The organism is Sorangium aterium (genome assembly GCF_028368935.1).
Taxonomy (GTDB): Bacteria; Myxococcota_A; Polyangia; order Polyangiales; family Polyangiaceae; genus Sorangium; species Sorangium atrum.
The window spans coordinates 128,284-153,154 of the sequence record NZ_JAQNDK010000002.1 but is presented as its reverse complement, the minus strand read 5'-3'; the positions used below and the strand labels follow the sequence as shown (position 1 = coordinate 153,154).

The following is a 24,871-nucleotide window of genomic DNA, read 5'->3' as shown; positions in this document are numbered from 1 at the left end:
GTGAGTCTGACGCTCTTTGCGCATATCGCCGGGAGACCGGAGGACGAGCTCGACCTCGCCGAGGCGGCGCTCCTGATCGACGACGCCGCGTACCCGGGGCTCGACATCCCGCACTACCTCGGCGTGCTCGACCGGCTCGGCGGCGAGGCGCGGCGCGCGGTCGATCGCCCCCTGCGCGCCGCGGAGGCGACGCCGGGCAGCGGCCCCATCGAGCAGCTGCTCCGCTGGTTCTACGGCGACCTCGGGTTCCACGGCAACTCCGGGGACTACTACGACCCGAAGAACAGCTACCTGCACGAGGTCCTGGATCGCCGGACGGGCATCCCCATCACGCTGGGCGTCGTCCTCCTCGAGGTGTGCTGGCGCGCGGGCCTCGAGGCCCAGGGCGTCTCGTTCCCGGGCCATTTCCTGGTGAGGACGCCGGTCCGCGGCGGCGTGCTGCTCATCGACCCGTTCGAGGGCCGCCTGCTCGGCCGGGACGATCTGCGCGCGCTGCACACCCGCGCCACGGGCACCACGCGCGATCCGGATCCGCGGCTGCTCGTGCCCGCGCAGAAGCGGCAGATCCTGGTGCGCATGCTGAACAACCTGCGGTCGATCTACTCGAGCCGCTCGGACGCGTCGCGGCTGCGCAGCGTGCTCGAGCGGATGCAGGTGCTCGCGCCGACCGACGAGCTTCGGAAGGAGCTCGATCAGATCGGCGGCGAGCGCCCCTGGCCGTCTGCAGGGCGGGACGTGAACTGACGCGAACTGACGTGAACTGACGCAAGCCGACGTGGGCCAGCGTGGCCTTACCGCGGCTCGCTCGCCTCGCGCTGCGCTGCGCCCGGCAGCAGCACCACGAACCGCGCCCCGCCGTCCGCGCCTCGCTCGACCCCGATCGAGCCGCCGGCCGCCTCGACGAGCCCCCGGCACACAGCGAGCCCGAGCCCCGTCCCCTCGCCGACCTCCTTGGTCGTGATGAACGGCTCGAACAGCGTCTCGCGGACCTCCTCGGCGATCCCCGGCCCGTTGTCCTCGACCTCGATCCGCGCGCCCCCGCACGCGCCCCGCGACGCGCGCACCGCCACGCGCCCCCCGACGCGCGGGACCGCGTCGGCCGCGTTCAGGAGCAGGTTCAGGAGCACCTGCACGAGCTGCCCGTGCGCGAGCGGCACGGCCGGAACGTCGGGCGCGACGTCCCGCTCGAGCTCGATCGCGCGGAACGCCCTCTGCGGCGCCACGAGCGAGACGACATCGTCGATCGCCTCCGCGACCGACCCGGAGGGGTGGCGCCCTGCCTCTCCATCGTCGCCGGCCTCGGCCGCGCCGCGCGCCGCGGGCCGGGCGAAGTCGAGCAGGTCGCGCAGGATCTTGTGGATCCGCTCCGTCTCCCGCTTCATCCGCTCGACGAAATCGCGCTCCTCGGCCGGCGTGAGGCCCCCGGCGAGCAGCAGATCCTGCAGGCCGAGGATCGCCGCGAGCGGGTTGCCGATCTCGTGCGCGAGCCCCGCCGCCAGGCGCCCCACGGACGCGAGCCGCTCCGAGCGGACCAGCCGCTCCTGCGCGCTCTTCAGGTCCGCCGCGTAGCGCTCGACCTCGGCGATCTTCGCCCGCAGCGACTCCTCGTCGGCGCGGAGGCGGCCCGTCATGAGCGCGAGGCTCGCGCCGAGCTCCGCGAGCTCCCGCGCGCCGGCCCGCGGCACCTCCAGGTCGCGCGCCCCGCCCGCCACGCGGCGCGCGGCCTGCGACACCGCGTCGATCGGCCGCACCACGAGGTGCGTCATGGAGATGTACGCGAACACGAGCAGCGCCAGCGCCACGATGCCCGTGTAGAGCGCCACGATCCGCACGAGCGGCGCGGCGGCCACCGTCGACGGGTCGGTCGGCACCAGCACGGCCACGGAGCCCGTCGACGCCGCGGGCGCCGGCTCCGCGAGAGGCGCCGCCTCGCGCGCAGGCTCCGGGACGACCACCAGGAGCGCATCGCCGCGCGCCGTCCGCACCGTCTTCAGCACCTCCGTGCCGGCCTCCACCGAGGCCGGCAGCGCCGCCGCGATCTCTGGCTCCCCGGCGCGGCCCGAGAGCGCCCCCGCCGCGTCGTAGACGCCGATCGCCGACGCCCCGTCCGGGCCGACCTGCGCCTCGAGCAGGAGCGAGAGCTCCGGGGCGGACCGCGTCGTCCGCGCCGCGGCCACGTGCCCGGCGATGGCGCGGCCGATCGCGCGGGCGCTCGACGCGCGCGCGCCGCTCATCGTGGCCCGCGTGAGGCTCGCCACGGCGAAGAAGAGCGGCACGAACGCCAGGAGGAGCAGCGCGCCGATCGCGAACAAGAGCTGAAGCCGGATCCCGAGCCGCACGGTGTTGTCTGCCCCCTGTCGTACCGCCCTCGCCCAGCTCGGCGCCCGCTCGTCCGTGGCAGCGCGCCGGGTTCGGAGGAACGACCTCTCTGATAGCGGCATGCGCGCTCATGGCAAAGCTCGCAGCTCGCGCAAAGCGCGCAGAGCGCGCGAAGCGTCGACCGACGGCTGGGCCTGCTGCCCCGCGCCTGCCGGGTGCGCGCCGCTGGAACCAGACGTAAGCGGCGTGAACGATCGGAACAACGTAAGCGCCGTGAGCGGCGTAAACAGCGCGAACAAACGTGAACAACGCGAACCGCGCTGGCTGCTACAACGGCGGACCTCTTCCGCGCTTGATCGCTCGCCGAGAGACGTGACATCATGGCTGGTTCAATGGGGATACTCTTATGAGCTTGCTCGAATCCTCCTCCGACGTGATCGACCCCCACCATGTTCCTTTCCTCGCCGGCTCCGCCGCCCGCGACGCGCGCCCGTCGACCGGTCGGCGCGACCGCTCGGCCGAGCGCGCTGGGCTGGCCGTGGCGAGCGACGCCGATCACGCCCTGCTCCGCCTCGAGATCGAGCTCCTCCGCCGCGGCGGCCGGGACGCCCTCGAGCTGCGTCGGGAGCTCGCGGCGTTCTTCTTCGTCGTCATCGCCCTCTTCGGCGTCGCGCAGCTCGTCCGGGATCTCATCCACCCCGATCTGCCGCCGCTGCTCCAGATGGGCTATTCGTGGGGTTTCTTGCTGCTGCTCCTCGTGCCGATCGGGTGGTTCGTCCGGCGGCAGCCGCTGCCGCTCGCGCGGCTCGGCGTGACGCTCTCGGGCGCGCGGCATAGCCTCCGCGAAGCCCTCGTCATCGCCGCCATGGCCTTCGCGGCGTGCCTCGCGCTCCGCGCGGGCCCCGCCCTGCGCGGCGAGCCGTTGCTCGACTGGGGCTCGGTCGCAGGGTACTCGCGCCTCGAGTTCGCGATCTTCCTCGCGAGCTACGGGCCGCACTGCCTGCTCCAGGAGTTCATCGCACGCGGCGTGATCCAGACCTCGCTCGAGCGGCTCCTGCCCGACGCCGGACGCCTCGCGCCCATCGTGGTCACCTCGGTGCTCTTCGGCGTGTTCCACCTCTACGTCTCGCTGGCCTTCGCGGTCATCACCTTCGCCGCGAGCGTCCTCTTCGGCCTCTTCTACGCGCGCCACCGCACCCTCGTCGGCGTCACCGCCGTCCATCTCACGGTCGGTCTCGCCAGCGTCGCCGCTGGCCTCAACTGACGCTCTCCTCGACAAGCACCCTTCCGCGAAACGGCTCGTCCCGGGCAGGGGCGAGGAGGCCGCGCGGGTGTCGTCGCGCCGAGGCTGGCTGTCCTACGACCCGCCCGCGCCGCCTTGACCTCCAGGGCTGCTTTGATCGCCGGGATTGATGAACCAACCTTGGCCGCCGGCGCCACCGGCACCGCCTTCGCCACCCGCGCCACCGGCACCGCCTTCGCCGCCCGTACCCCCCGCGCCGCCCGCGCCACCACCGCCCTCTCCGGGATCCCAGATCGGGCCCGGGCTGACCACCCCTCCGCCGATCGCGGCGAAGTCATAGGCGCGGTAGGTATCGAAATAGATACCGGTCGGCTTGAGCGCGCTGCCGGCGGCGATGATGATGCTGATCGGGCCGCCTCCCCAGCCCGAGCCGACGACGCCGACGATATCCCAGGTGAATTTCTTGAAGACCGGGTAGGCGGAAACCCGCGCATAGGCGCCCGTGGGGACCAAGAAGGTCGTGGAGGCCTCCAGATCGACGCTCTCGCCCACGTCGAATCCGACCGCCTCGGAGATCTCCTGAATCGACGGCGTGCAGCCGCCGAGCACGCCCGATGGATCGGTGTCCCAGGGCGCGTCATCGCCGCCCGCCGTGCCCGAGGAGGGCTCGGAGCCCAAGGAACCGTTGCCGTTGCCGCCACCGAACATGGGGTTGGGCTGGTTGCCCCAGGGCGTGCTGCTACCCGGCATGCCCGGGAAGGGTTGCGAGCCCCAGGGCGGGTTGCCGCCCGGCGTGCCCCACGAGGGCTGAGTACCCCACGGCATGCCGCCTCCCGGTAACCCCAATGGAGGCAGGAAGCCCGTGGGGGCGCGGCTGCCCAGCGCCCTCGATGAGGGATCGAGATTCGTGCTCGACGGGACCTCGGGAATGTTGGGCGTGATGCTGGTCTCGATGCTCACCGAGGCCTCGACGCTCGTCGCCACGGCGACTTGGAGCGCGCGCGGACCGAATCCCTCCGCGCTCGTGAGCAGGTGGGCATCATCCGCCCAGTAGTACGTCCCCGGTAGAGCCACCACATTCACGATCGCCTGCCCCTGACACAGGGCCGCACGGGCCTCGCCGACCTCGGCCTGCACGCCGCTGCCGTCCGCGCTCTCCGGCACGTCGCGCACCTTCCGCTGGCCCGCGCAGGAGAGAGTCGAAGCAAGTGACATCGCCATGACGAATGCTACACCCACGTAACGAATCGACATATACACTCTCCTTGATCGCAGACAGACTGGCAAACGAGCCCCGGAACCGAACCGCTCATCCGGCGAGCAGGTCGACGGACGGATTGTCTCCCTCGACGTCACGGTGTCCCTAAAGGCCTTTTCTTCCCGAGGCGGCGACCAGTGGCCAGAAGCGAGATCAACCGACGTGGTGCGCGCCCAGCGCCCTGGAGGATGCCCTGCTCGATGAGCAGAGGGGACCTATGACGCACTCGATGCAAGAAGCGGGGGATGGCCTACTGAGGTAACATGTGGTGACTACGCCGAGATCGGGCGCACGACATGGTCTCGATGGCCTTGCGCTTGCTATCGGCCGGCGTACGTGCTCGGTGTGCTCAGTGCCGCGGACCGGAGCGGATCTCCCGTGCCGGCATCTGCGCCCGCGCACGAGCCGCATGCGAGGCGAGTGTGAGAAGGTCTGCGGCTACAGGGGCTGCGCTGTGCGCGATCGCTGCGGTTCACCCCATGGCGGCCTGCACGCCGGGCATGGATCCGGACCATGACCGCTGGTCCGGCGAGCCGGCCGCGTCGTCCCTGGGACGCGCGACGCAGAGGGCGAGCAGGTATGGGTGGAAGGCCGTTCGTATGAATGACTTCAGCCGCGACGAGATGGTTGATGTGCTCTGGGAGCATCCCGAGAAGAGCCTGGCGGCGATCTGGCTGATGGAGGGGACCCAGGTGGTCGCGCCGGGGCCGGTCATCCCGGGGCCGATCGGCCAGGGCTGGGAGGCGGTCAATGCGGGTGACTTCAACTCCGACGGCATGGCGGACGTGCTCTGGCGCAACATCGACCAGAACCTGGTGGCCATATGGCTGATGGAAGGGAGCCAGCTGCTCTCGCCAGGGCCGATCATCCCGGGGCCGGTCGGCCGGGGCTGGAAGGTGATCGGGCTGTCCGATCTGAACCGCGACGGGATGGCGGATGTCATCTGGAACAACAAGGACCAGAACGTGATGACGGCATGGCTGATGGATGGACCGCAGCTGGTCGCGCCGGGGCCGGTCATCCCGGGGCCGATCGGCCACGGCTGGGTGGCACGCAGCGCGCGCGACTTCAACCGCGACGGCATGGCGGACGTGATCTGGGACAACGAAGAGCAGAGCCTGATGGCCATCTGGCTGATGGAGGGCGCTCAGCTGCTCGCACCGGGGCCGATCATCCCGGGGATCGGCCCCGGCTTTCACGTCGTCACCGCGCAGGACTACGACGGCGACGGCATGGCGGACGTGCTCTGGAACGACACGGAGCGGAACCTCATGGCCGTGTGGCTGATGGAGGGCGCCTCCCTCGTGATCGCGGCAGGGCCGGTGATCCCGGGGCCGCTCGGCCGCGGCTGGGAGGCGCGCCCCGCCGCCGACAGCAATTTCGACGGCATGGCGGACGTGCTCTGGTACGCCACAGGAACGAACCAGGCGGCGGTCTGGTTGATGGACGGCACTCAGCTGCTCGCGCCGGGGCCGGTGTTTCTGGGGCCCTACGACGGCGGGTGACAGGGCGCCGTCCCACGTCCGCTGCTCTGCCTCCGCGTCGATGGCGCCGGCGGCGACGCTGACGCCATCGACGCGGAGGCAGAGAGGAGACGGCGGAGCGCCGAACACAGCCGTGGTTGATCAAAAATTTCGGGCACTTGCGTCCGCGTCCCGGCCGCCCCCCGCGACGATCCCTCCGCGGCGCGCAGAAATGATGGATACAGCGTTGCTGTCCAGGAGAGGGCGGGCGATTTTTGTCGCCCCGAGTCAGCGCCGTGATTTGTCATTGACAGCCGCGGATCGCTTTGCTCTTCATTTTCATTCCGCCCTTCTGAGCCGACCGGGACGTACATGACCGCCGCATGCTCCGCGACCGCCCTCTCGTACGAATCCGTCCGGGTTTCGGGCCAGCGTGGCGTTCGTCGGGACGGAGGCGGCCTTGGCTCGCGGGATTGAGCTGGATCGTTCGCGCTATCCGCTGGTCGTGATGCGGGCCGGCGAGCACTACACCCAGGACGACTGGGACGTGCTGATGAGGGGCATGATCGAGCTCATCGTCTCGGGGCCGTTCGGCCTGATCAACGACACGCGCGGCAGCAGCATGCCGAACGCCGTGCAGCGGCGAGCCGTCGCGCAGATGTACGCCGACTACGAGAAGCAGGCGCGCGCGCACCTGCTCGCGTCCGGCATCGTGGGCGATTCCAGCCTGGTGAACGGCATCCTGACCGCGCTCAACTGGCTGAAGCCGCCTCCACATCCCGTCAGGGTCTTCTCGTCCATGACCGACGCGGAGCGCTGGGTGCTCCAGCATTTCAACTTCGAGCTCCGCCGGCAGGTCCTGGGACCGAGCGTCGAGCAAAGGGTCGGCTGACCTGCGCACGAGCGCACGCGAGCTGCCGGCGCGGTGCGAGCGCTGCGCCCTGGGCGGTGGCGATCGCCCGCCGCGTGTTCGCCGCGTGTTCATCGAGCACCTGCGCTCCACCCGGCACGAGCGGCTCGGCGCGCCCGACACGCTGGACGGCGCCGCGCCAGCGCGCACCGCGGTCGGCCCGACGAGGAGTTCGCCGCGCGCCGGATGGCGGGCGCGGTCGAACAGGTGCTCGGGGGGCTCCCGGCACGCCAGGTCGAGGCGTTCCGGCTGGTGGGCGACGAGGGGTGCGGCCTCGACGAGGTCGCGGCGCGGCTCGGGTGTACCGCGATGGCGGCCCGCCTCTGCGCCCACCGGGCGCGGGCGAGCATCTGCCGCCACCTCGGCGAGGCGTCGGGGGTCGCGGGGTGAACGAGGGGAGACGGGAGCAGGGAGGATCTCGCGGGGTGGGAGATCAGGAGAGCTGGACCGGATCGAGGGCGAGATGACCGGGGTGGGCGAAAAGGCCGCATGGCCAGGCGGGAGGTACCCGGTAGACGGACGGGCCGGTGAAGGTCGCCGGGCTCTTATGGGCGCATAGGGGCGTAGCTGGACCGGTGCTTCGCCTTCAGGATGATGCCAAGTGGTGCGCACGCGGGCGGCGAGCCGGCACCGCCCCGCATGCAGCGTCGTCGACCCCGGCGAAAGCCACAAGTGACCACGGCCATGGGGATGCGTGGGCGATGCCCCTTCTGACGCTCAGACCACACGCTCGACGCTATGTGTCCCGCCATCTCCCTGCGCAGGCGTGGCTCCATCCTCCTGGTTACGCTCAGACATATTAGCCTGCTGGCCGTGCGACCACCAAACCCTTTTCCTTTATCTTCTTCAAATACGCAAAAGACCTCATCTCGGGACAATCGAGAACAGCCTCCTGAAAGACCGGGGGCGGACAATAGTCGTGAGCATCAATGTAGTGCGCAATCAGACTCGGAGCGACGTACACCACAGCTTCGTCACGCGCAGGAACAAACAAATTATTCGCCCCGACAGAGATCGCCACATCTTCAAACCGAAGCTCGGCCGCCCCTCCAGTGAAGCGGCAATAGGGGCATGGCTGACGTCCCGCAAAAGCAACAGGCTGCCATGGATTGGAGAGAAGACGCATCAGCGCTCCAAAAAACTCCTTTGCCACAGGTCCTGTCGTAAACGAATGCCCTGACTCATGCCACCCGACCGCCCGCAGGATATCTTGCCAGCGACCAAAGTAATCACATGGACTCAGATCTGGATAGTAAACCACAACCCCTCCAATTCTTACAGCCCGCGCTTAAACAGCTCCCATTTACCGTAAGTATAATAGGTCCCCCATGATGTAACGTAGGCAAAGTCCGTTGGAGCTAGAACATCAACTCCCAGCTTGTTCGCGAGATTATTCGCGAGCCCCGTCGCGCAACCACCCGAGTTGCATGCGATCAGGCGAACCGGTTGCCCGTTGTAACCAGCAGATTACTGGATGAATTGAGCTAGCGCTCGATGGCTTATGCTCACCCACTCATTGTTACGGAGGACATAGGCAAGACGCTGGTCGGCGTGCGACACGATGTTGAAGTTGCCACCGCTTTGGGTTGGTATTCCGGGCCCAAACTGGGCCAACAGATCCACGTCATCGTAGAGCGTCGGTGCTGCCCGTGCAACTGAGGGCGCCGCCGCATCGGCACCTCCCCCGGTGCCGCGCATCACCTGCGCGCCCCACCGCGTGACCTGGTTGCCGTACCGGCGCGCGCCCTCGCCGATCGCGCCGGCGACGCCCGTGACCGCCCGCCATGAGGCCGCCCCGAAGCTCGCCATGCGAGCGCCCACGGCGGCGAATACGCCGGTCTCGGCCGCCATGCCGTACGTGGCGACCGTCAGCGCGACGTACGAGACGCCGAGCGAGACATTGATCGCGGCGTCGCCGTTCTCCTGCAGCCAGGCGTCGACGCCGTGATCGATGAGCAGCCGCGCGACCCTGTCGCCGCCGGCGTACCCCGTCCCGGTGAGTTGCGGCCCCGCCGGCGTGGCGCTGCGGTATGAATCCGGCGTCATGTCGGGCAAGTTCGCGCGGCTGGGACAGCGGCAGCGGACTGCCGCCCGCGTAACTCCCGAACGAGAGCTGGATCGGGCTGACGAAGCCGCACAACCAGGCGGGGACGAGGAGCTCGCCGCGCGCCTCGACGGCGCCGGCGACGCCCGTGATCGCCCGCCACGAGGTCGCCCCGAAGCTCGCGACGCGTTTGGCCGCCTGGGCGCCGGCGCGGGCGCACCGGAAGGCGCGCGCGCCGGCGGCTTCACCGTCAGTGCCTCACACATAGCGCTTCCGATCGGCAACGGATAGCACGTGAGGGTGGACTCATCAGCAGTCGCGCACGGTCACGCGACCTCGATAAGCCCGTTCAGCCAAGCTCCGTCTGCTCTGGCACGGTCACCGCGGTCTGCAGGATCCGAGTCAAAGTTTCCTCGTTCCACATGACCGACCACGAGATCCGGTGGCGGAGGTTGGTCACTGGGTCCGTCGCCCCGAACACGATGGATCCACCGGTCGAGGACGCCACCAGCCCTAGAACCCGCACCGCCCCCCAGCCCGGGTTCTGGCGCACCCACCACAACCAGTCGTCCGCGCTCATCGTTCCGAGTCCAGAGTCGAACTCGAATTTGTCGGCGAGTGCCACTGGCAACGGATTTTCCGGAGCCATCCACCACTCGAACAACGATCGTATCCGTGCCACTGCTTCCGTTTCCGTCATTGCTGCACCTAAAACTTCACCGGATATGCGGTGAAGCTGCCGAAGTCCCGAAGATTCCAGAATCGCTGTCCGGTTTGCGGGTCGAAGATCAGACTCTTCCCTTGGTTTACGATGCCTATGACAACGTGATTCGAGGTCGTCGCACTGCTACGTCGATATACCACAAAGAATTGCGTTGAATGCCCCGTAAGCAGCTGGTTCCACTGCCCGGAGCCGAATCTGGCTCCCGTTTGAGCCGCAATCTGACGGTTCGCAGTCATGATGCTGCCGAGGTTCTCCGCAACGTAAGCTCCAGCTTGCCGCGTGTTCGCCGCGTGTTCATCGAGCACCTGCGCTCCACCCGGCGCGAGCGGCTCGGCGCGCCCGACACGCTGGACGGCGCCGCGCCAGCGCGCACCGCGGTCCGCCCGACGAGGAGTTCGCCGCGCGCCGGATGGCGGGCGCGGTCGAGCAGGTGCTCGGGGGGCTCTCGGCACGCCAGGTCGAGGCGTTCCGGCTGGTGGGCGACGAGGGGTGCGGCCTCGACGAGGTCGCGCGCGGCTCGGGTGTACCGCGATGGCGGCCCGCCTCTGCGCCCACCGGGCGCGGGCAAGCATCCGCCGCCACCTCGGCGAGGCGTCGAGGGTCGCGGGGGGAAAGGAGACCGGGAGCGGTGAGGATCTCCCGAGGCGGGCGATCAGGAGAGCTGGGCCGGATCGAGGATTAGATGGCCGGCATGGGCGAAACAGCGGCGCGGAACTTGTCGATGAATCTCCAGGCCAGTTCTCAGGCTTTCTCGGCCTACGACGTTAGTTGGGCAGATACCTCCTGAGGGCGTCTACATCGCTCGATTCGATGCCGCGTCGATGGCAGGCCGACGCAATCTGTCGAGCAATTCGTCCCACCTGAGCCGCAAAATCAGACAATTCGATGTATTCCTCATGCACAACACCCGCACCGCGTCGATCCTCAGTGCAGCGCAACAGCGCGGCATTGCCATCCTGCCGCGTTAGTGTGAGCCAGTAGGGGCCGTCCATGAAGCGAAGCACCGCCTCGTGGTCAACGCCCCGCTCGAGCTTCTCAAGTGCGTCCAACCACCAGGTAGCGATGACCACCACGAAGTCGCTCCATCGTTCCTCAGGAAACGGATACCCACTGAAGTCGAAGTAGAGCACTCCGGTTATCGAGCGGCTCGCGTTGTTCCCTTGCTCGAGCGTTGATTCATCGAACACAATACGCATCGTCTGCTCCTATTAGAACTTCGACCAAGCGCTCTCGATCTCTTTCGTGGCTCGGTTGACCCACATCTCGATGGTCCCGTTCCCGAACGGACCGCTGACAAAGACTCGCTCGCCCTGGGACTGCAGCACATCTCCATTGCGATAGGCATTCCGCACGGCGCGCTCGACCTGCAATTCGCTCATACCCTCGAAGATATCCTTCTTGTTGCCGGGCGCGAGGCCCTTTCCGCCCGGCATATGTCGATCGCGGATGTGTTCCATGTTGATCTTCATCTTTCGCCACGCCGGCATGTTGACCCGCGACCCTGCCGCTACCCCCGTTGCGACCTGACTTGCCTCCGCCATCCTGCCAGCCTTCCCAAGCTGTCCCGCACGCTTCACGCTGGAATAAAGCTTGCTGGCATCGCCGACTCCAGGCGCAGCGGCCCAGAGGCTCATCGTCGCGTTCACCGCGTCGCCCTCCTCGGCATAGATGCAGGCATTGGCGACGTCGCATACCGGGCCGACCGGCGGCGGCGCGAAGCCACAGGTATCGAGGCAGACGTGCGTGAGCTCGCGCATGTCCGCCGCCGTCATCGGACCGATGCTGAACCCAAATTCTGTTCCTCTGTCCCCGTCCGACGGGGGGCCGCCCTTCACGCCTTCTCCGCCAGGACCTGCTCCACCGCCGCCGGAGCTCTCGATGGCGCCATCGTCTTCGGGAAGGGGCTCCTCACCGTCCTCGAAGACATCCACCTCCTTCGTGCCAGCGCCGTCGCCATCGATGATGACGCCCGGCGGCGGCGCGATCGTATCGGGCGTGATCGGCGTGCAGTTCGTCCCGTCGCACGGCTGGAAGCCCGTCGGATCCCTCAGGTTGAGGGGATCATTCAAGACGTAGGCATAGGGATTGTACCCTTGCACCGTCAGCGGCGACGGGATGACGGGATCGGACGTGAGGAACCGACGAAGGCTCGGATCGTAGACGCGCCCCTGCATATCGATCCAGCCGAGCTCGTCATCATGCTCGTGCCCGGTGAACCCGGTCCGCACGTCGCTGATCCCGAGGGGCAGACCGGCGAGCGGCCCCCCGTTCTCGTCGATGCGCCCACCGAACGGCTCGTAGAAGCTCCTCGAGAGCACGCTGCCATCCGGACGCAGCACCACGCCCACGCTTCCGAGCGCGTCCTTCTGCACGTAGCGGCGCTCTGAACTTTCGTCCGGGTGAACGAAGTGCTGCGCCACCTCCTCGCCGTCCGCGAATACATGGAAGACGTGGGTTGTTTGCGCTCCCGCCGTCCGCCGCTCGTACAGCCGACCGAGCGTCAATACCGTCTCCGCGCGGCCGTCCAGATAGTAATCGTAGTCGAGATCGTACACCCCAGCAGTCTGAACCCGATCCAGCCGCCCCGTGAGCAGCTCGTAGCTGTACGTCGTCTCGACAATTGCGCCCAGCTGAACAGAGAGCGGCTGTTCGTCGCTGTTGCGGCTGTTCATGCGAATAGGTAGGTGCCGTACGACCTGTTTCTTCGTCGGCGTGGTGGACAGACGGCTTCATGAGCCAACCCCCTCGCCGGGCCCTCGAAAGAGGACTCGCTCGCCTGGGCACCCAGCGGGCACATCACCGCTCGCACCGCAGGTCTGATCCTAGGCCAGTCATCGGTCTGGATGTCCACAAATGAGAGGTCGAAGCCGTGGTGCTCAGCAACGATAACCGGATCCTGCTGCGCCAGCGGTCTGCCTGCACCCGGGAGGAGCTGGTCCGCTTCGCGACGAGGTGGATGGGCCCCACGGTCTCGGTCGCGCTCGAAGCCACGACCAATACCTGGAGCACATGGTCTGCGAAGCCGTTCTCCAAGGGCGAGATGCGTCCTCGCTGCTGCCTGGTTGAATACCACTTCGCAACACCGTCCAGCGCAGGAAGTCTGGGCGGTGAACGCCTACGTCCGCGCTATACTACTGCTGCTCGTCATGGCTCTTCAGTGTCTGGAATCCAATCGGGCGACAACGGGCTGTACCAATCCTGCCGCGTCAGCCAATTCTCGTAATTTCGATAGATGCGTCGGAGTCCGCTCGGCGCCTCACGCTCATGGACGAATTTCTCCAACGTATCAAACAGGAACGCCATCGCAACGCTCTGACCCTCTGCACTCTTCACTTCGACAGGAGACCGCTCGCCAACACGTTCCATCAGGCCCAACACCAGCACTGGCCATGACAGGTTATTACCATCATCCAATTTCACAATGAGCCATTCTCGGAATCCCACAAGGAATCCCCCATGCAACGCCAAATCGTACCCTTCTACAAAGGCAACAACCGTGTCATACGAGACATTGCTCAGGTACATCCCCGGATACTTTCTAACGCTTTCAAAGACCGCTGGTAGGCTCATCTTGCTAGCTCCGAATTAGAACCCGAAATCAATGGCGTCCCGGTACTGCCCTGTCGGCCCAGTGAAGGTAGCCGGGCTTTTATGGCCGCATAGGGGCGTAGCTGGACCGGTGCCTCGCCTCCAGGATGCCGAGTGGTGCCCACGCGGGCGGCGGGCCGGCACCGCCCCGCATCCAGCGTCGTCGACCCCGGCGAAAGCCGCAAGTGACCACGGCCATGGCGATGCGTGGGCGGTGCCCCTTCTGACGCTCAGACCACACGCTCGACGCTACGTGTCCCTACCAAACGCACGAGGGAAGCGTCGATTATTGCTCCTCCCCATGCGGCAGAGAATCAGCGCGGCCGGCGCTACGGCGGCCACGGGACCTCGGCAGAGCGTGACAAGCTATCGCCACGTTCCCGCAAAAACTCCTCAAACAGCAAGAAGAACGTCCGAACATTCCGCTCACCGGGATCCTGCGTGGCAACCAGCGTAGGCCACGCAACATCTCGCGCATCGTCAAGCTTGGCGGCTAGCCATTTCTCAAATTCATCCAATAGCGACGATTCTGTGGCGCCGACCTCCGGCATTCCGAGATCGATGCGGGCTTGGCGGTAGCCATGAATAAATGTCGCGAGTGTCTTCACATTCTCGTCACCGAGGAACATCCCCGAACGCACGCTCACGCGCTTCAGAAACGCGAGCAGCCAGGGGTCATTGGGCGAAAATGGCACAGTAGCCTCCTGTCAGAACGCGGTCTCGATAACCCTTACGTACGGGGTGCCGAAGAAGTCCGAACCGCCAAGATCCTCGATGAATTCCGAGTACGACACGCCCAATCGTCGAGCCCCGGAGGCGGAGCGCGGCCTTCACGGCGAGGAAGACGCCTGATGTGGAGGGGCTTCAACGAGGGCGGGACTGACCCGGGCCGTACTGCCCAGGATCGCTCGTCCCATGCAGCGCAAAGTTGCGGCGTGCCGTATTGAGGCTAACCCGATTTGCTCCGCCTTCGTAATAAGGCTTCTCCTCCTGGAGCGGATCGTCTTCCCAATTGCACGTTGCGCAGATGTCGTAATGCCCTCGTCCGTCGAGAGTGCGTTGGCCGCAGCAAGGGCACTCGTAAAGCTCAGATTGCGTCATGGTCCATACCTCTCAACCTGGTCGGCCCAATAGCTCGCCCCATCGCGAGGGCGGAAAAGGGTCTCAATCGTCCCGTCCGGCTTCATCGTGGCGAATTCGTTCGTCTGGGAGTTGTATCTGAATGTCCAGCCCTGCTTTGAGGTAAAGCCTTGGACGTCACCTCCGACTGGTGAACGAAGCAGAGTCTCTGCCCGCTTCGCGTAGCCCATCTTCGTCATGTTGCCCGCCCCCCACTCCGAGGCATGCTTCGCAAAATGGCGCTCCAGATGCGCCTCAGATGCGAATCCGCGGACTCCTGACACCAGCTGTGGTGCCCTCCTTGCGGCCTGAGTTGCCTCCGCCATCCTGCCAGCCTTCCCAAGCTGTCCCGCACGCTTCACGCTGGAATAAAGCTTGCTGGCATCGCCGACTCCAGGCACGGCGGCCCCGAGGCTCATCGTCGCGTTCACCGCGTCGCCCTCCCCGGCATAGATGCAGGCATTGGCGACGTCGCACACCGGGCCGACTGGCGGCGGCGCGAAGCCACAAGCATCGAGGCAGACGTGCGTGAGCTCACGCATGTCCGCCGCCGTCATCGGACCGATGCTGAACCCAGATTCTGTTCCTCTGTCCCACTCCGACGAGGGGCCGCCCTCCCCGCCTTCTCCGCCAGGACCCGCTCCACCGTCGCCGCCGGAGCCCTCGATGGCGCCATCGTCTTCGGGCAGGAGCTCCTCACCGTCCTCGAAGACATCCACCTCCTTCGTGCCAGTGCCGTCGCCATCGATGATGACGCCCGGCGGCGGCGCGATCGTATCGGGCGTGATCGGCGTGCAGTTCGTCCCGTCGCACGGCTGGAAGCCCGTCGGATCCCTCAGGTTGAGGGGATCATTCAAGACGTAAGCATAGGGATTGTACCCTTGCACCGTCAGCGGCGACGGGATGACGGGATCCGACGTGAGGAACCGACGAAGGCTCGGATCGTAGACACGCCCCTGCATATCGATCCAGCCGAGCTCGTCATCATGCTCGTGCCCCGTGAACGCGGTCCGCACGTCGCTGATCCCAAGGGGCAGACCGGCGATCGGCCCCCCGTTCTCGTCGATGCGCCCACCGAACGGCTCGTAGAAGCTCCTCGAGAGCACGCTGCCATCCGGACGCAGCACCACGCCCACGCTTCCGAGCGCGTCCTTCTGCACGAAGCGGTCATGAGAGCTTCCGTCCGGTTGAACGAGGTGCTGCGCCACCTCCTCGCCGTCCGCGAAGACATGGAAGACGTGGGTTGTCTGCGCTCCCGCCGTCCGCCGCTCGTACAGCCGACCGAGCGTCAATACCGTTCCCGAAGGGCCCTCCTTCATCACACGGTTGCCGTCGGCGTCGTACCGGAACGAGGTCGTCCCGCCCGGGTGCGCTACCACCCGGGGCAGGTCAAACTCCGTGAACGTCACGCCCATCGGGGCGCGTGGCCCACCTCGGCTGGACAGGCGGCCGCGAACGTCGTACGAGAGCGTGTCCGCCACCGCGCCGCCGATCCGGACCTCGCTCGGCCTGTAAGGCGGCCCGAAGACGTATTCCTCCCGAAGCGCGCCGCCGACGGACACCTCCTTGACGTTTCCCAGGGCGTCGTACGAGTAATCCGTCCTCGTCGACGTCGTGCCGGTCTGCAGCTCCCACCACCTGAGCTGCTCGCGCGCGTCATACCCGAACGTCTCGTCCCGATTCGACTGCCTGTCGTAACGTCGCTTCACGCGGCCATCCAGATAGTAGTCGTAGTCGAGATCGTACGCCCCAGGAGTCTGAACCCGATCCAGCCGCCCTGTGAGCGGCTCGTAGCTGTACGTCGTCTCGACCGTCGCGCCCAGCTGAACAGAGAGAGGCTGATCGTCGCTGTTGCGGCTGTTCATGCGCCAGATCGGAAGAAAGACCGCGCTGCTGATCGTCCCATTCCCGGCCACAAGCCGACGGACGACCTCGTGAAGGTAGCCATGGGCGTTGTAGCGGTGCTTCACCTGAAACCCGGTCGCTCCCTCCACGGACGGGTACTCTAGCAGATCCACCCGCCCCAGCGCATCGTACGTCTGCTGAATGACGTACGCGTGGCCGTCGATTGTCCACGTCGTCGCCTCAGGCCGCCCGTGCTCGTCGTAGGCGAAGCTCTTCTGAACCCCGTCCGGGCTGGTAGAGCTGGCCAGCCGGCCGATGCCGTGCGGGGCCGTATCCCAGACGAGCTCGGTCTCGCCATCGTCGTCCACGATCGTCTCGACACGTCCCAGCGCGTCGCGCCCGAACGTGCGCGTGGACATCGAATCGGCGAGCGTGACCACCTCACCGAACGCGTTGTACGTCATGCTTGTCAGCGCCGACGCAGGCTCCTTGTACCACCTGCGCCGGCCGCGCTGATCATGACGTTGCTCCAGGAGCACCAGATTCCCGCTGGACTCGTTGATCACCTTGCCGAGCAGGCTGAACGGCTCGTAGTTTCGCGGACAGGCGGGCGTCGGCAAGAGCACGCTCGCCAAGCACCTCGGCTTCGCCGCGCTCGCCAAGGGCTACATCGTGCGCTTCACGACGCTCGCGGCGGCACTCGCCGATCAGCTCAGGCACGAGACGCTCCCCGCGATTGAGCGGCGCTTGCGCCGGTACACCGAGCCCGATCTGTTGATCTTGGACGAGCTCGGCTATGTGCCCTGCGACGCGAGTGCGGCAGACCTGCTCTTTCGCATCGAGCAAGAAGCACGAGAGCCGCTCCGTCGTGATCACGACCAATCTCTCCTACAAGCAGTGGGGCACCGTGTTTGGAGATGCGCCGTGCCTCGGGGCGCTGGTCGACCGCTCCGCCCAGCACTGCCACGTCCTCGACATCGACGCCGACTCGTGGCGCGACAAGGAGCGGCTGGAGAAGAAAGGCCGCGCGCCCAGGCCGCGCCGGTGACGACCCGGACCCCGGGCGCGGTCTCGTCTGCCGACGGCGAGATCGCGTCCGGAACCCGCGGATCGCGATGGCCGTCTACACGCGCCAGCCGGGCCGCGGCTGGCGCCGGGAGAAATGGGGGTCCCAGGGACCGGACGACCATGCTCTTGGGCGATCACGCGGCGCGTTGACCACCAAGCTGCACGTGGTCTGCGGCAGCCACGGCGTGCTGCTCGACGCGCTCGTCAGGGATCGAGGGGTGCTTGCGCGTACCGGATTCGTCAGACAGAGGCTGATACGTGACGTCCTGCGAGTTGCGGCTGGGTCACGGATTTCGCTTCTTCTCTTCTACCTGCTGCTCTATTCCAGAACGTATGAACGAAGCGCCAGGCTTGCTCCAGCCCGGAAAGCGGCGATCCAGCATGGAGTTGTCCAGCTGACGTATTTCCAAGCCTGCGAAGCTGATGGTGAATACCGGCATCAATCGCGATCCGCTCAGGCGAAGCCGGAATCCTTCGTCGGTGTCCTCTAGCTGCACGGTATCGACATTCCATTGATAGTGCCCGAAATCCGGCGCACGCTCGTGATGGCCGAACTTGACTGCGAACTCTGTGACGCGCTGTAATTCGACGATATAGACAGGCAGCCTTCTCGCCGGGAATGCTGTCGCCTCCATCGCGACCATCGCCAGTCGAATGCACTGATCCCAATCGGACATGTCGATATCAACGATATGAGCGTCTCGGAAGATGCTCAAGAGCAGCTCGCGGTTCACATCAGCCTCCTGGAATATGCCCGGCAACTTCGTCGCTGTCCACGATTCGACCTGATCTGTCGTAGCGATTCCCTCCGACGTCTCGAATATGCCAGTGAGGCTTTTGTCCGGGAGCCAGAGCTCGACCCGAGTCATAGAAGACTTCGGCACCAGTTTGGGAATTCTTAAACACGCGCCGCCCGGTATCCGTTGTGCGCTCCAGTACGAATCCCGCTCCCTCCAGCGCCTTGCGACCCGAGTTGTACGTCTCCCCGGCAAGGTTCACGCCCTCTAGCCCCATCCTACGCAGGTTCGCTGCGGCTGCTGCTCGCGATCCCCCCCTTGCGGCCTGAGTTGCCCCCGCCATCCTGCCAGCCTTCCCAACCTGTCCCGCACGCTTCACGCTGGAATAAAGCTTGCTGGCATCGCCAACTCCAGGCGCGGCGGCCCAGAGGCTCATCGTCGCGTTGACCGCGTCGCCCTCCCCGGCATAGATGCAGGCATTGGCGACGTCGCACACCGGGCCGACCGGCGGCGGCGCGAAGCCACAAGTATCGAGGCAGACGTGCGTGAGCTCGCGCATGTCCGCCGCCGTCATCGGACCGATGCTGAACCCAGATTCCCCTCTGTCCCACTCCGACGAGGGGCCGCCCTCCCCGCCTTCGCCGCCGGGACCCGCTCCACCGTCGCCGCCGGAGCCCTCGATGGCGCCATCGTCTTCGGGAAGGAGCTCCTCACCGTCCTCGAAGACATCCACCTCCTTCGTGCCAGTGCCGTCGCCATCGATGGTGACGCCCGGCGGCGGCGCGATCGTCTCGGGCGTGCAGTTCGTCCCGTCGCACGGCTGGAAGCCCGTCGGATCCCTCAGGTTGAGGGGATCATTCAAGACGTAGGCATAGGGATTGTACCCTTGCACCGTCAGCGGCGATGGGATGACGGGATCGGACGTGAGGAACCGACGAAGGCTCGGATCGTAGACACGCCCCTGCATGTCGATCCAGCCGAGCTCGTCATCATGCTCGTGCCCCGTGAACCCGGTCCGCGCGTCGCTGATCCCGAGGGGCAGACCGGCGATCGGCCCCCCATTCTCGTCGACGCGCCCACCGAAGGGCTCATGGAAGTTCCGGGAGAGCACGCTGCCATCCGGCCGCAGCACCACGCCCACGCTTCCGAGCGCGTCCTTCTGCACGAAGCGGTCCTGTGAACTTCCGTCCGGGTGAACGAGGTGCTGCGCCACCTCCTCGCCGTCCGCGAAGACATGGAAGACGTGGGTTGTCTGCGCTCCCGCCGTCCGCCGCTCGTACAGCCGACCGAGCGTCAATACCGTTCCCGAAGGGCCCTCCTTCATCACACGGTTGCCGTCGGCGTCGTACCGGAACGAGGTCGTCCCGCCCGGGTGCGCTACCACCCGGGGCAGGTCAAACTCCGTGAACGTCACGCCCATCGGGGCGCGTGGCCCACCTCGGCTGGACAGGCGGCCGCGAACGTCGTACGAGAGCGTGTCCGCCACCGCGCCGCCGATCCGGACCTCGCTCGGCCTGTAAGGCGGCCCGAAGACGTATTCCTCCCGAAGCGCGCCGCCGACGGACACCTCCTTGACGTTTCCCAGGGCGTCGTACGAGTAATCCGTCCTCGTCGACGTCGTGCCGGTCTGCAGCTCCCACCACCTGAGCTGCTCGCGCGCGTCATACCCGAACGTCTCGTCCCGATTCGACTGCCTGTCGTAACGTCGCTTCACGCGGCCATCCAGATAGTAGTCGTAGTCGAGATCGTACGCCCCAGGAGTCTGAACCCGATCCAGCCGCCCTGTGAGCGGCTCGTAGCTGTACGTCGTCTCGACCGTCGCGCCCAGCTGAACAGAGAGAGGCTGATCGTCGCTGTTGCGGCTGTTCATGCGCCAGATCGGAAGAAAGACCGCGCTGCTGATCGTTCCATTCCCGGCCACAAGCCGACGGACGACCTCGTGAAGGTAGCCATGGGCGTTGTAGCGGTGCTTCACCTGAAACCCGGTCGCTCCCTCCACGGACGGGTACTCTAGCAGATCCACCCGCCCCAGCGCGTCGTGCGTCTGCCGAATGACGTACGCGTGGCCGTCGATTGTCCACGTCGTCGCCTCAGGCCGCCCGTGCTCGTCGTAGGCGAAGCTCTTCTGAACCCCGTCCGGGCTGGTAGAGCTGGCCAGCCGGCCGACGCCGTGCGCCGCCGTATCCCAGACGAGCTCGGTCTCGCCATCTGCGTCCACGCTCGTCTCGACACGTCCCAGCGCGTCGCGGTCGAACGTGCGCGTGGACAGCGAATCGGCGAGCGCGACTACCTCACCGAACGCGTTGTACGTGACGGTCGTCGCCGCCGACACGGGCTCCTTGTACCACCTGCGCCGGCCGCGCTGATCATAACGTTGCTCCAGGAGCACCAGATTCCCGCTGGACTCGTTGATCACCTTGCCGAGCAGGCCGAACGGCTCGTAGAAGTAGCGCAGCGTCTGGGTCCCCTCCGTCGCGACCCGGGTGCTGGACACCAGGCGCCCGTCCCAATCGATCTTGGTGCGGTGCTCGCGCCCCTCGGCGTCGAAGGAGGTGGTCTCGAGGAGCGAATGCTCGTAGTGATCGCGGCTCCCGTCCGGGCGCCGCTCCTCGAGGAGCCTGTCGAGCGAGTCGTAGCTATAACGAGTGACCTGCACCGTCTCTTCGGACGTGGCCGGCCGAGTCGTCCGAACGAGGCGCCCCAGCACGTCATAGCTCTGGCGGCTGCTCGCGAGCGCTCCGTCGAAGCGCTCGTGGGCCATCTCGATCGGGCGTGAGAGCTCATCCAGGGAGAGGATTTCCCGACCCGCCGCCACGGCGCCGCCGCGCGCGACCGTCGCTCTCGTCCCCTTCACCAGCGAGCCCTCGCGAAGCGCTTCATAGGTCACGTTGGTGGGAGTGCCGCCCTCCGGGGTCTCGGCGCGCAAGCGGTGGAACTCGTCGTACTGACGCGTCACGGTGACGCCGTCGCTGTCCATCTCAGTGACCAGATCTCCGGTCGCCGGATGGTAAACGGTCCACCGCGAATGATCGATACCATTCACGTCCGTCCAGCTCTGCTTGGGGAAGACGCGCTCGTCGCCGAGCGACGCGTCGCCCCAGTCGATGTACTGCCGCCGGTCCTCACCGCTGACCGGCGAGCGCACGATCATCCACGGGAGGCCGTCCGGGTTACGGCTGTACGTGATCGAGATCGGAATCGACGCATTCGCGTCCCCTTTCTCGATATCCACGACGCGCACCAGGCCGCGATCGTCGTACGTCCACTCGACCTTGCGGGGCGCCGGGGGCGTGCTCCCGGTCTTGTACTCCGTCTCGAGCCGCTGCCGCGGGAGTCCGATGAGCCAGTCCTCCGTCAGGTTGTCGTACGTCGTCGAAACGATATGACGCTGCCCACCCGTCGTGAAGGTGGCCACCTCGGTGACGTTCGCGAACTCATCGAGGGCCTGCGACCCCACCTGCTGGCGCCGCGTGCTGGGCATGCTCGATGCTGCGTAGCTCACATGGGTCCACGCGAAGTCTTCCCGGTCGATGGTCGCCGCCTGCTCCCACTCGTTCTCGGTCCATGCGTACGGGTAGGCGAAGTACGTGAGGCCGGAATGCAGCAGCCTGACCGCATATTGCTTCACGGTCTCGACGATGCGCGTGGTGGGCGCGCTCGTCTCCGGAGGTACACCTACCACCGATGGCCCGAGGACGGGGGTGATCACCACCGTCTTGGACGGCAACCCGGCGAGAGCATAGCGGGAGTCGATCCGGGTCGTGTGGTCGTAGGTGATCCGCGTCTCTCGAGGGCGCTCGGGCTCCCACATACGAATCTCACCGAACCCCAGCGATTTCCGAGAGGACCAGTCGTACCGCAGATCACGGTAGCCGTAGATCGTCCGGCGGAACGCGGCGACTTGACTTCCCTGGTTCTCCCAGAGCTGCTGCACGACCGGCACCCCGCGCTTCTGGCATACTTGCGGATAGGTGCATGTGTCGGGAGAGTCGGGCCGCACACGCGCGTAGAAGAAGCGGACCTGTGGCTGCTCCGCGGACTCGTCTCTCACGGCGACCACGCGATCGGTGTCAACACCGCGGTTCAGCAGCACCTCCCAGTCAGACGTCGTGGAGTTGACGTGGACCAGGTCCGTCTGCCCATCCCCGTTGAAGTCGCCGACGCGCGACGCGCCCCAGGGCATATCTCCGTTGATGAAGAGCATACCCGAGTCGAACGGCAACTTCATGATCGGTCGGTAGCCGCCCCTGCTCGTCGACAGCGACACCTCGATCTCTCTGGTCGGGTAGTTGCGGAAGACGACGAAATCAGTGCGGCCGTCACCGTTAAGCTCGGCCGTCCGCAAGCCCTCGTCGGTGTTCTGCAGGGTATCAGGAATCGGTCCGTTCGGAACCGTTTCGACGGGCCCAAACCCTCTACCAGTATTCCAGCGTACACCAGTCGCGTCATCTTCGAATATCGGATAAACCAGATCGTCGAGCCCATCCGCGTTCATGTCGACGACGAGGTCGTCCCCGTCGCCGTAGAGGTCGTCGGCGTCCTCGACGACGATGGCTCCAGCGTCGGCGGCCGTCAGGAGCTGCTTTGATGCGCAGCCGAACAGAACGTCCCCACGCCCGTCGCCGGTCTTGTCCAGAACCCGCGCCGAGAGGGGGCATACCCGAACGGGTCCTTGGATGGTCTGAGGTAGTGAGTTAAATGAAGGAGCTCGGTTCCAGTGGATTTTCCACTCCCCTGAATCATCCTGAGCGTGATGAACGATATCTGCGCGACCATCGCCGTCGATGTCTGCCGCGACTGCGGACAACGGCATGAAAAAGTCCCCGGCCGGTCCGGAAACAGTCTTGCCTGGGAACGTCAGACCCGCGGAGTCCAGTCGCTTGGTAGACGGATTGAATCGGAGAAGCGGATAGCTCGAATCGAGTGCCGACCCCCACCCCTTCGCTGTGAATGCCATTTTCCCGCTGGCATTCACATCCACCTTGATGGAAGCTTCCACGGAGAATATGAGCGTATCGTCAACACCAATGCCGGCTAGCAGGCGAATGGGCGCGCCGAGGCCATCGGCGGTACCCAGGCGCAGCCAAAGCGAGTCTTCCGTGGGATCGTCGTAGCTCGGGGTACCGAAGTCTCTGTTGTGGCCAGCGATACGGTAGATGAGGTCATCGCGCCCGTCTCCATCCGCGTCGATCACGAGCGGCTTCGGCTCGGCGTCCAGCCAGTGCGGCTTCGGCGCGTCGTGCGCGGCGACGGGCTTCGCCTCGAACGCGAGGGGCCGATCATCGTACTCCATCACCTTGGCGCGCAGGCAAGACCCCTCGGCTCCGCACCGCTCAACCCGGTGGAGCCGCGAGCGTCCCGTCGTCGGGCTCTCCTCATACGATAGCCGGTACTCCCACGCCAGGGTTGTGTCGGGCGAACGCCAGCCCAGCGCGTACATCTCCAGCCGCTGCAACCGCCAGGGCTGGCTCAGGCGCACGCCGCTGATATATCGAAACTGATCGTCCGGGTTCGACTCGTACACGAAGCGGACCTTCCTGCGCGGAGCCTCTCCCTGTCGTGACGTGTACTCGATATTTCGTGGCGCATAGGCAAAATCGAACGGCGCGGAGCTATTCTGCCGCTTGTCGTACGAGATCGTGATCGCGTTGCCGGCGCGGTCCTCCACCCGCGCCAGGACCCACGCGACGCCGATCTCGCTCTCCTCCACGTAACCGGACGTCACCGTGGTCGGCTTGATACGCTTGGCTGCGAGGCGCTCGTAGGTAGAAATTCGCCCATCCTTGCCCCACACCTCGAAGCGAGTTGGGTCTGCCAGACCGCCATACAGGAGGACGCGGGCCATGGAGTCCCGCTCTGTCCGCATCTCGATCGCGTTCGGCAGGGCGGGGTTCGGAACAGAGAGCAATCTCTGTCCGTCCAGACAATACGCGTCCTTGTCGTCAAAACTGACTCCGCGCGGCCTTCCGTCGGTCGCTATTGTCCTCGCGCACCGCTTGATGGAGGACAACCCCGTCACGCTCCACCCCACGCCTTCTGGCCCGTTCCCATCGCCGCTTTCGTAGGAGAGCGCAAGGTCAGGCTGCATTCCTGCACGACCTTTCGGAACTTCAATGGGTATTCGAACTCTTGCGCGTCCTTGCTCTACGGCCCAGGTCGCCGGAATTGCGCCGACTCGGTCGCTCGTCGGCACGATCGGGTCGTCGGGCATCACGAGCGCCTCCGGCGGCGCCGGCGGATCCGGGGGCGGAGGGTTGAGAGCGTCGAGCGGGTCATCGGTAGGATCGATCTCACTCTCCGGCGGCGTGAGGTCGTCAGGATCTGCATCAAGCGCCTGTTGGACGTTGGACAGTGGCTCCCGGGCGTCCCCGCGCGCCGCCCCGTCCTGGTGGGTTCCGCACCCGGCGAGCAGCCAGGCGAGCCCCCACGCTAAATATCGAACCTTGTACATGGATCGCTCCTTGAGATGGTCGCGACGAAGGCGCACGGCGGCGTCGGGCTCGCAGCCTCGGGCGTTCGAGATCTGCGATCTTTGCCCTCGGCGAGCACCGCG

Annotated in this window: 20 protein-coding genes and 2 pseudogenes; 7 read left to right on the top strand and 15 right to left on the bottom strand. The window is 66.3% G+C overall.

The window, feature by feature from the left end; genetic code table 11:
* Entirely contained in the window at nt 1-744 is a 744-nt protein-coding gene (locus POL72_RS15475; RefSeq protein ID WP_272096089.1) for a SirB1 family protein, read from the top strand.
* A gap of 47 nt (nt 745-791) precedes the next feature.
* Here the strand turns inward: POL72_RS15475 and POL72_RS15470 are convergent, their stop codons facing one another.
* Complete coding sequence (locus tag POL72_RS15470; protein WP_272096088.1) at nt 792-2,441, bottom strand: sensor histidine kinase; 1,650 nt, start codon at nt 2,439-2,441, stop codon at nt 792-794.
* A 284-nt stretch (nt 2,442-2,725) separates the two neighbouring features.
* Between POL72_RS15470 and POL72_RS15465 the strand changes: the two genes are divergently transcribed.
* Nucleotides 2,726-3,583, top strand: coding sequence for a CPBP family intramembrane glutamic endopeptidase (locus tag POL72_RS15465; RefSeq protein ID WP_272096087.1), 858 nt, complete (start codon nt 2,726-2,728; stop codon nt 3,581-3,583).
* Nucleotides 3,584-3,676: 93 nt separating this feature from the next.
* Here POL72_RS15465 and POL72_RS15460 read toward each other — a convergent pair whose 3' ends face one another.
* The gene (locus POL72_RS15460) at nt 3,677-4,783 is read right to left on the bottom strand and encodes a hypothetical protein (RefSeq protein WP_272096086.1); all 1,107 of its coding nucleotides are present in this window, start codon (nt 4,781-4,783) and stop codon (nt 3,677-3,679) included.
* Nucleotides 4,784-5,419: 636 nt separating this feature from the next.
* On the opposite strand from POL72_RS15460, the gene POL72_RS15455 reads away from it, so the two are divergent.
* The 3 genes from POL72_RS15455 (at nt 5,420) to POL72_RS15445 (ending at nt 7,583) form a co-directional block, all read left to right on the top strand.
* Nucleotides 5,420-6,325, top strand: a complete 906-nt coding sequence (locus POL72_RS15455; RefSeq protein ID WP_272096085.1) for an FG-GAP repeat domain-containing protein — start codon at nt 5,420-5,422, stop codon at nt 6,323-6,325.
* Nucleotides 6,326-6,743: 418 nt separating this feature from the next.
* Nucleotides 6,744-7,175 (top strand): hypothetical protein, encoded by a 432-nt coding sequence (locus POL72_RS15450; protein WP_272096084.1) that lies wholly within the window; start codon nt 6,744-6,746, stop codon nt 7,173-7,175.
* 204 nt (nt 7,176-7,379) lie between these two features.
* Complete coding sequence (locus POL72_RS15445; RefSeq protein WP_272096083.1) at nt 7,380-7,583, top strand: sigma factor-like helix-turn-helix DNA-binding protein; 204 nt, start codon at nt 7,380-7,382, stop codon at nt 7,581-7,583.
* Between the two features lie 409 nt (nt 7,584-7,992).
* Here the strand turns inward: POL72_RS15445 and POL72_RS15440 are convergent, their stop codons facing one another.
* From POL72_RS15440 to POL72_RS15400, 11 genes and pseudogenes are all read right to left on the bottom strand, one after another.
* Nucleotides 7,993-8,454 carry a DUF7919 family protein gene (locus POL72_RS15440; protein WP_444547640.1) on the bottom strand — a complete coding sequence of 154 codons (462 nt, stop codon included), beginning with the start codon at nt 8,452-8,454 and terminating at the stop codon, nt 7,993-7,995.
* A gap of 14 nt (nt 8,455-8,468) precedes the next feature.
* A pseudogene (locus POL72_RS52240) lies at nt 8,469-8,639 on the bottom strand (DUF8616 domain-containing protein); the annotation flags it as partial.
* Between the two features lie 21 nt (nt 8,640-8,660).
* Entirely contained in the window at nt 8,661-9,248 is a 588-nt protein-coding gene (locus POL72_RS15435; RefSeq protein WP_272096081.1) for a hypothetical protein, read from the bottom strand.
* 338 nt (nt 9,249-9,586) lie between these two features.
* Nucleotides 9,587-9,937 (bottom strand): hypothetical protein, encoded by a 351-nt coding sequence (locus tag POL72_RS15430; protein WP_272096080.1) that lies wholly within the window; start codon nt 9,935-9,937, stop codon nt 9,587-9,589.
* A gap of 8 nt (nt 9,938-9,945) precedes the next feature.
* Complete coding sequence (locus POL72_RS15425) at nt 9,946-10,266, bottom strand: hypothetical protein (protein ID WP_272096079.1); 321 nt, start codon at nt 10,264-10,266, stop codon at nt 9,946-9,948.
* 459 nt (nt 10,267-10,725) lie between these two features.
* Nucleotides 10,726-11,157, bottom strand: a complete 432-nt coding sequence (locus POL72_RS15420; RefSeq protein WP_272096078.1) for a hypothetical protein — start codon at nt 11,155-11,157, stop codon at nt 10,726-10,728.
* Nucleotides 11,158-11,169: 12 nt separating this feature from the next.
* A complete protein-coding gene (locus POL72_RS15415; protein WP_272096077.1) occupies nt 11,170-12,633 on the bottom strand; it encodes an RHS repeat-associated core domain-containing protein in 1,464 nt (487 codons plus the stop codon).
* 472 nt (nt 12,634-13,105) lie between these two features.
* Nucleotides 13,106-13,486: a hypothetical protein gene (locus POL72_RS15410; protein WP_272096076.1), complete on the bottom strand. Its 381-nt coding sequence runs from the start codon at nt 13,484-13,486 to the stop codon at nt 13,106-13,108.
* A 392-nt stretch (nt 13,487-13,878) separates the two neighbouring features.
* A complete protein-coding gene (locus POL72_RS15405) occupies nt 13,879-14,244 on the bottom strand; it encodes a hypothetical protein (RefSeq protein ID WP_272096075.1) in 366 nt (121 codons plus the stop codon).
* A gap of 169 nt (nt 14,245-14,413) precedes the next feature.
* Nucleotides 14,414-14,650, bottom strand: a complete 237-nt coding sequence (locus POL72_RS51710) for a CPCC family cysteine-rich protein (protein ID WP_373372203.1) — start codon at nt 14,648-14,650, stop codon at nt 14,414-14,416.
* Complete coding sequence (locus POL72_RS15400; protein ID WP_272096074.1) at nt 14,647-16,953, bottom strand: RHS repeat-associated core domain-containing protein; 2,307 nt, start codon at nt 16,951-16,953, stop codon at nt 14,647-14,649. The genes POL72_RS51710 and POL72_RS15400 overlap by 4 nt, the downstream gene beginning before the upstream one ends.
* A 220-nt stretch (nt 16,954-17,173) precedes the next feature.
* Here POL72_RS15400 and POL72_RS51705 point away from each other — a divergent pair.
* Both POL72_RS51705 and POL72_RS15390 read left to right on the top strand, forming a co-directional pair.
* Nucleotides 17,174-17,293, top strand: a pseudogene (locus POL72_RS51705) (hypothetical protein); the annotation flags it as partial.
* A gap of 88 nt (nt 17,294-17,381) precedes the next feature.
* Complete coding sequence (locus POL72_RS15390; protein WP_272096072.1) at nt 17,382-17,561, top strand: ATP-binding protein; 180 nt, start codon at nt 17,382-17,384, stop codon at nt 17,559-17,561.
* 304 nt (nt 17,562-17,865) lie between these two features.
* On the opposite strand, the gene POL72_RS15380 is transcribed toward POL72_RS15390, so the two are convergent.
* Both POL72_RS15380 and POL72_RS15375 read right to left on the bottom strand, forming a co-directional pair.
* Nucleotides 17,866-18,315 (bottom strand): hypothetical protein, encoded by a 450-nt coding sequence (locus tag POL72_RS15380; RefSeq protein ID WP_272097961.1) that lies wholly within the window; start codon nt 18,313-18,315, stop codon nt 17,866-17,868.
* A 1-nt stretch (nt 18,316) separates the two neighbouring features.
* Entirely contained in the window at nt 18,317-24,769 is a 6,453-nt protein-coding gene (locus POL72_RS15375; protein WP_272096071.1) for an RHS repeat-associated core domain-containing protein, read from the bottom strand.
* Nucleotides 24,770-24,871 lie beyond the last annotated feature (102 nt).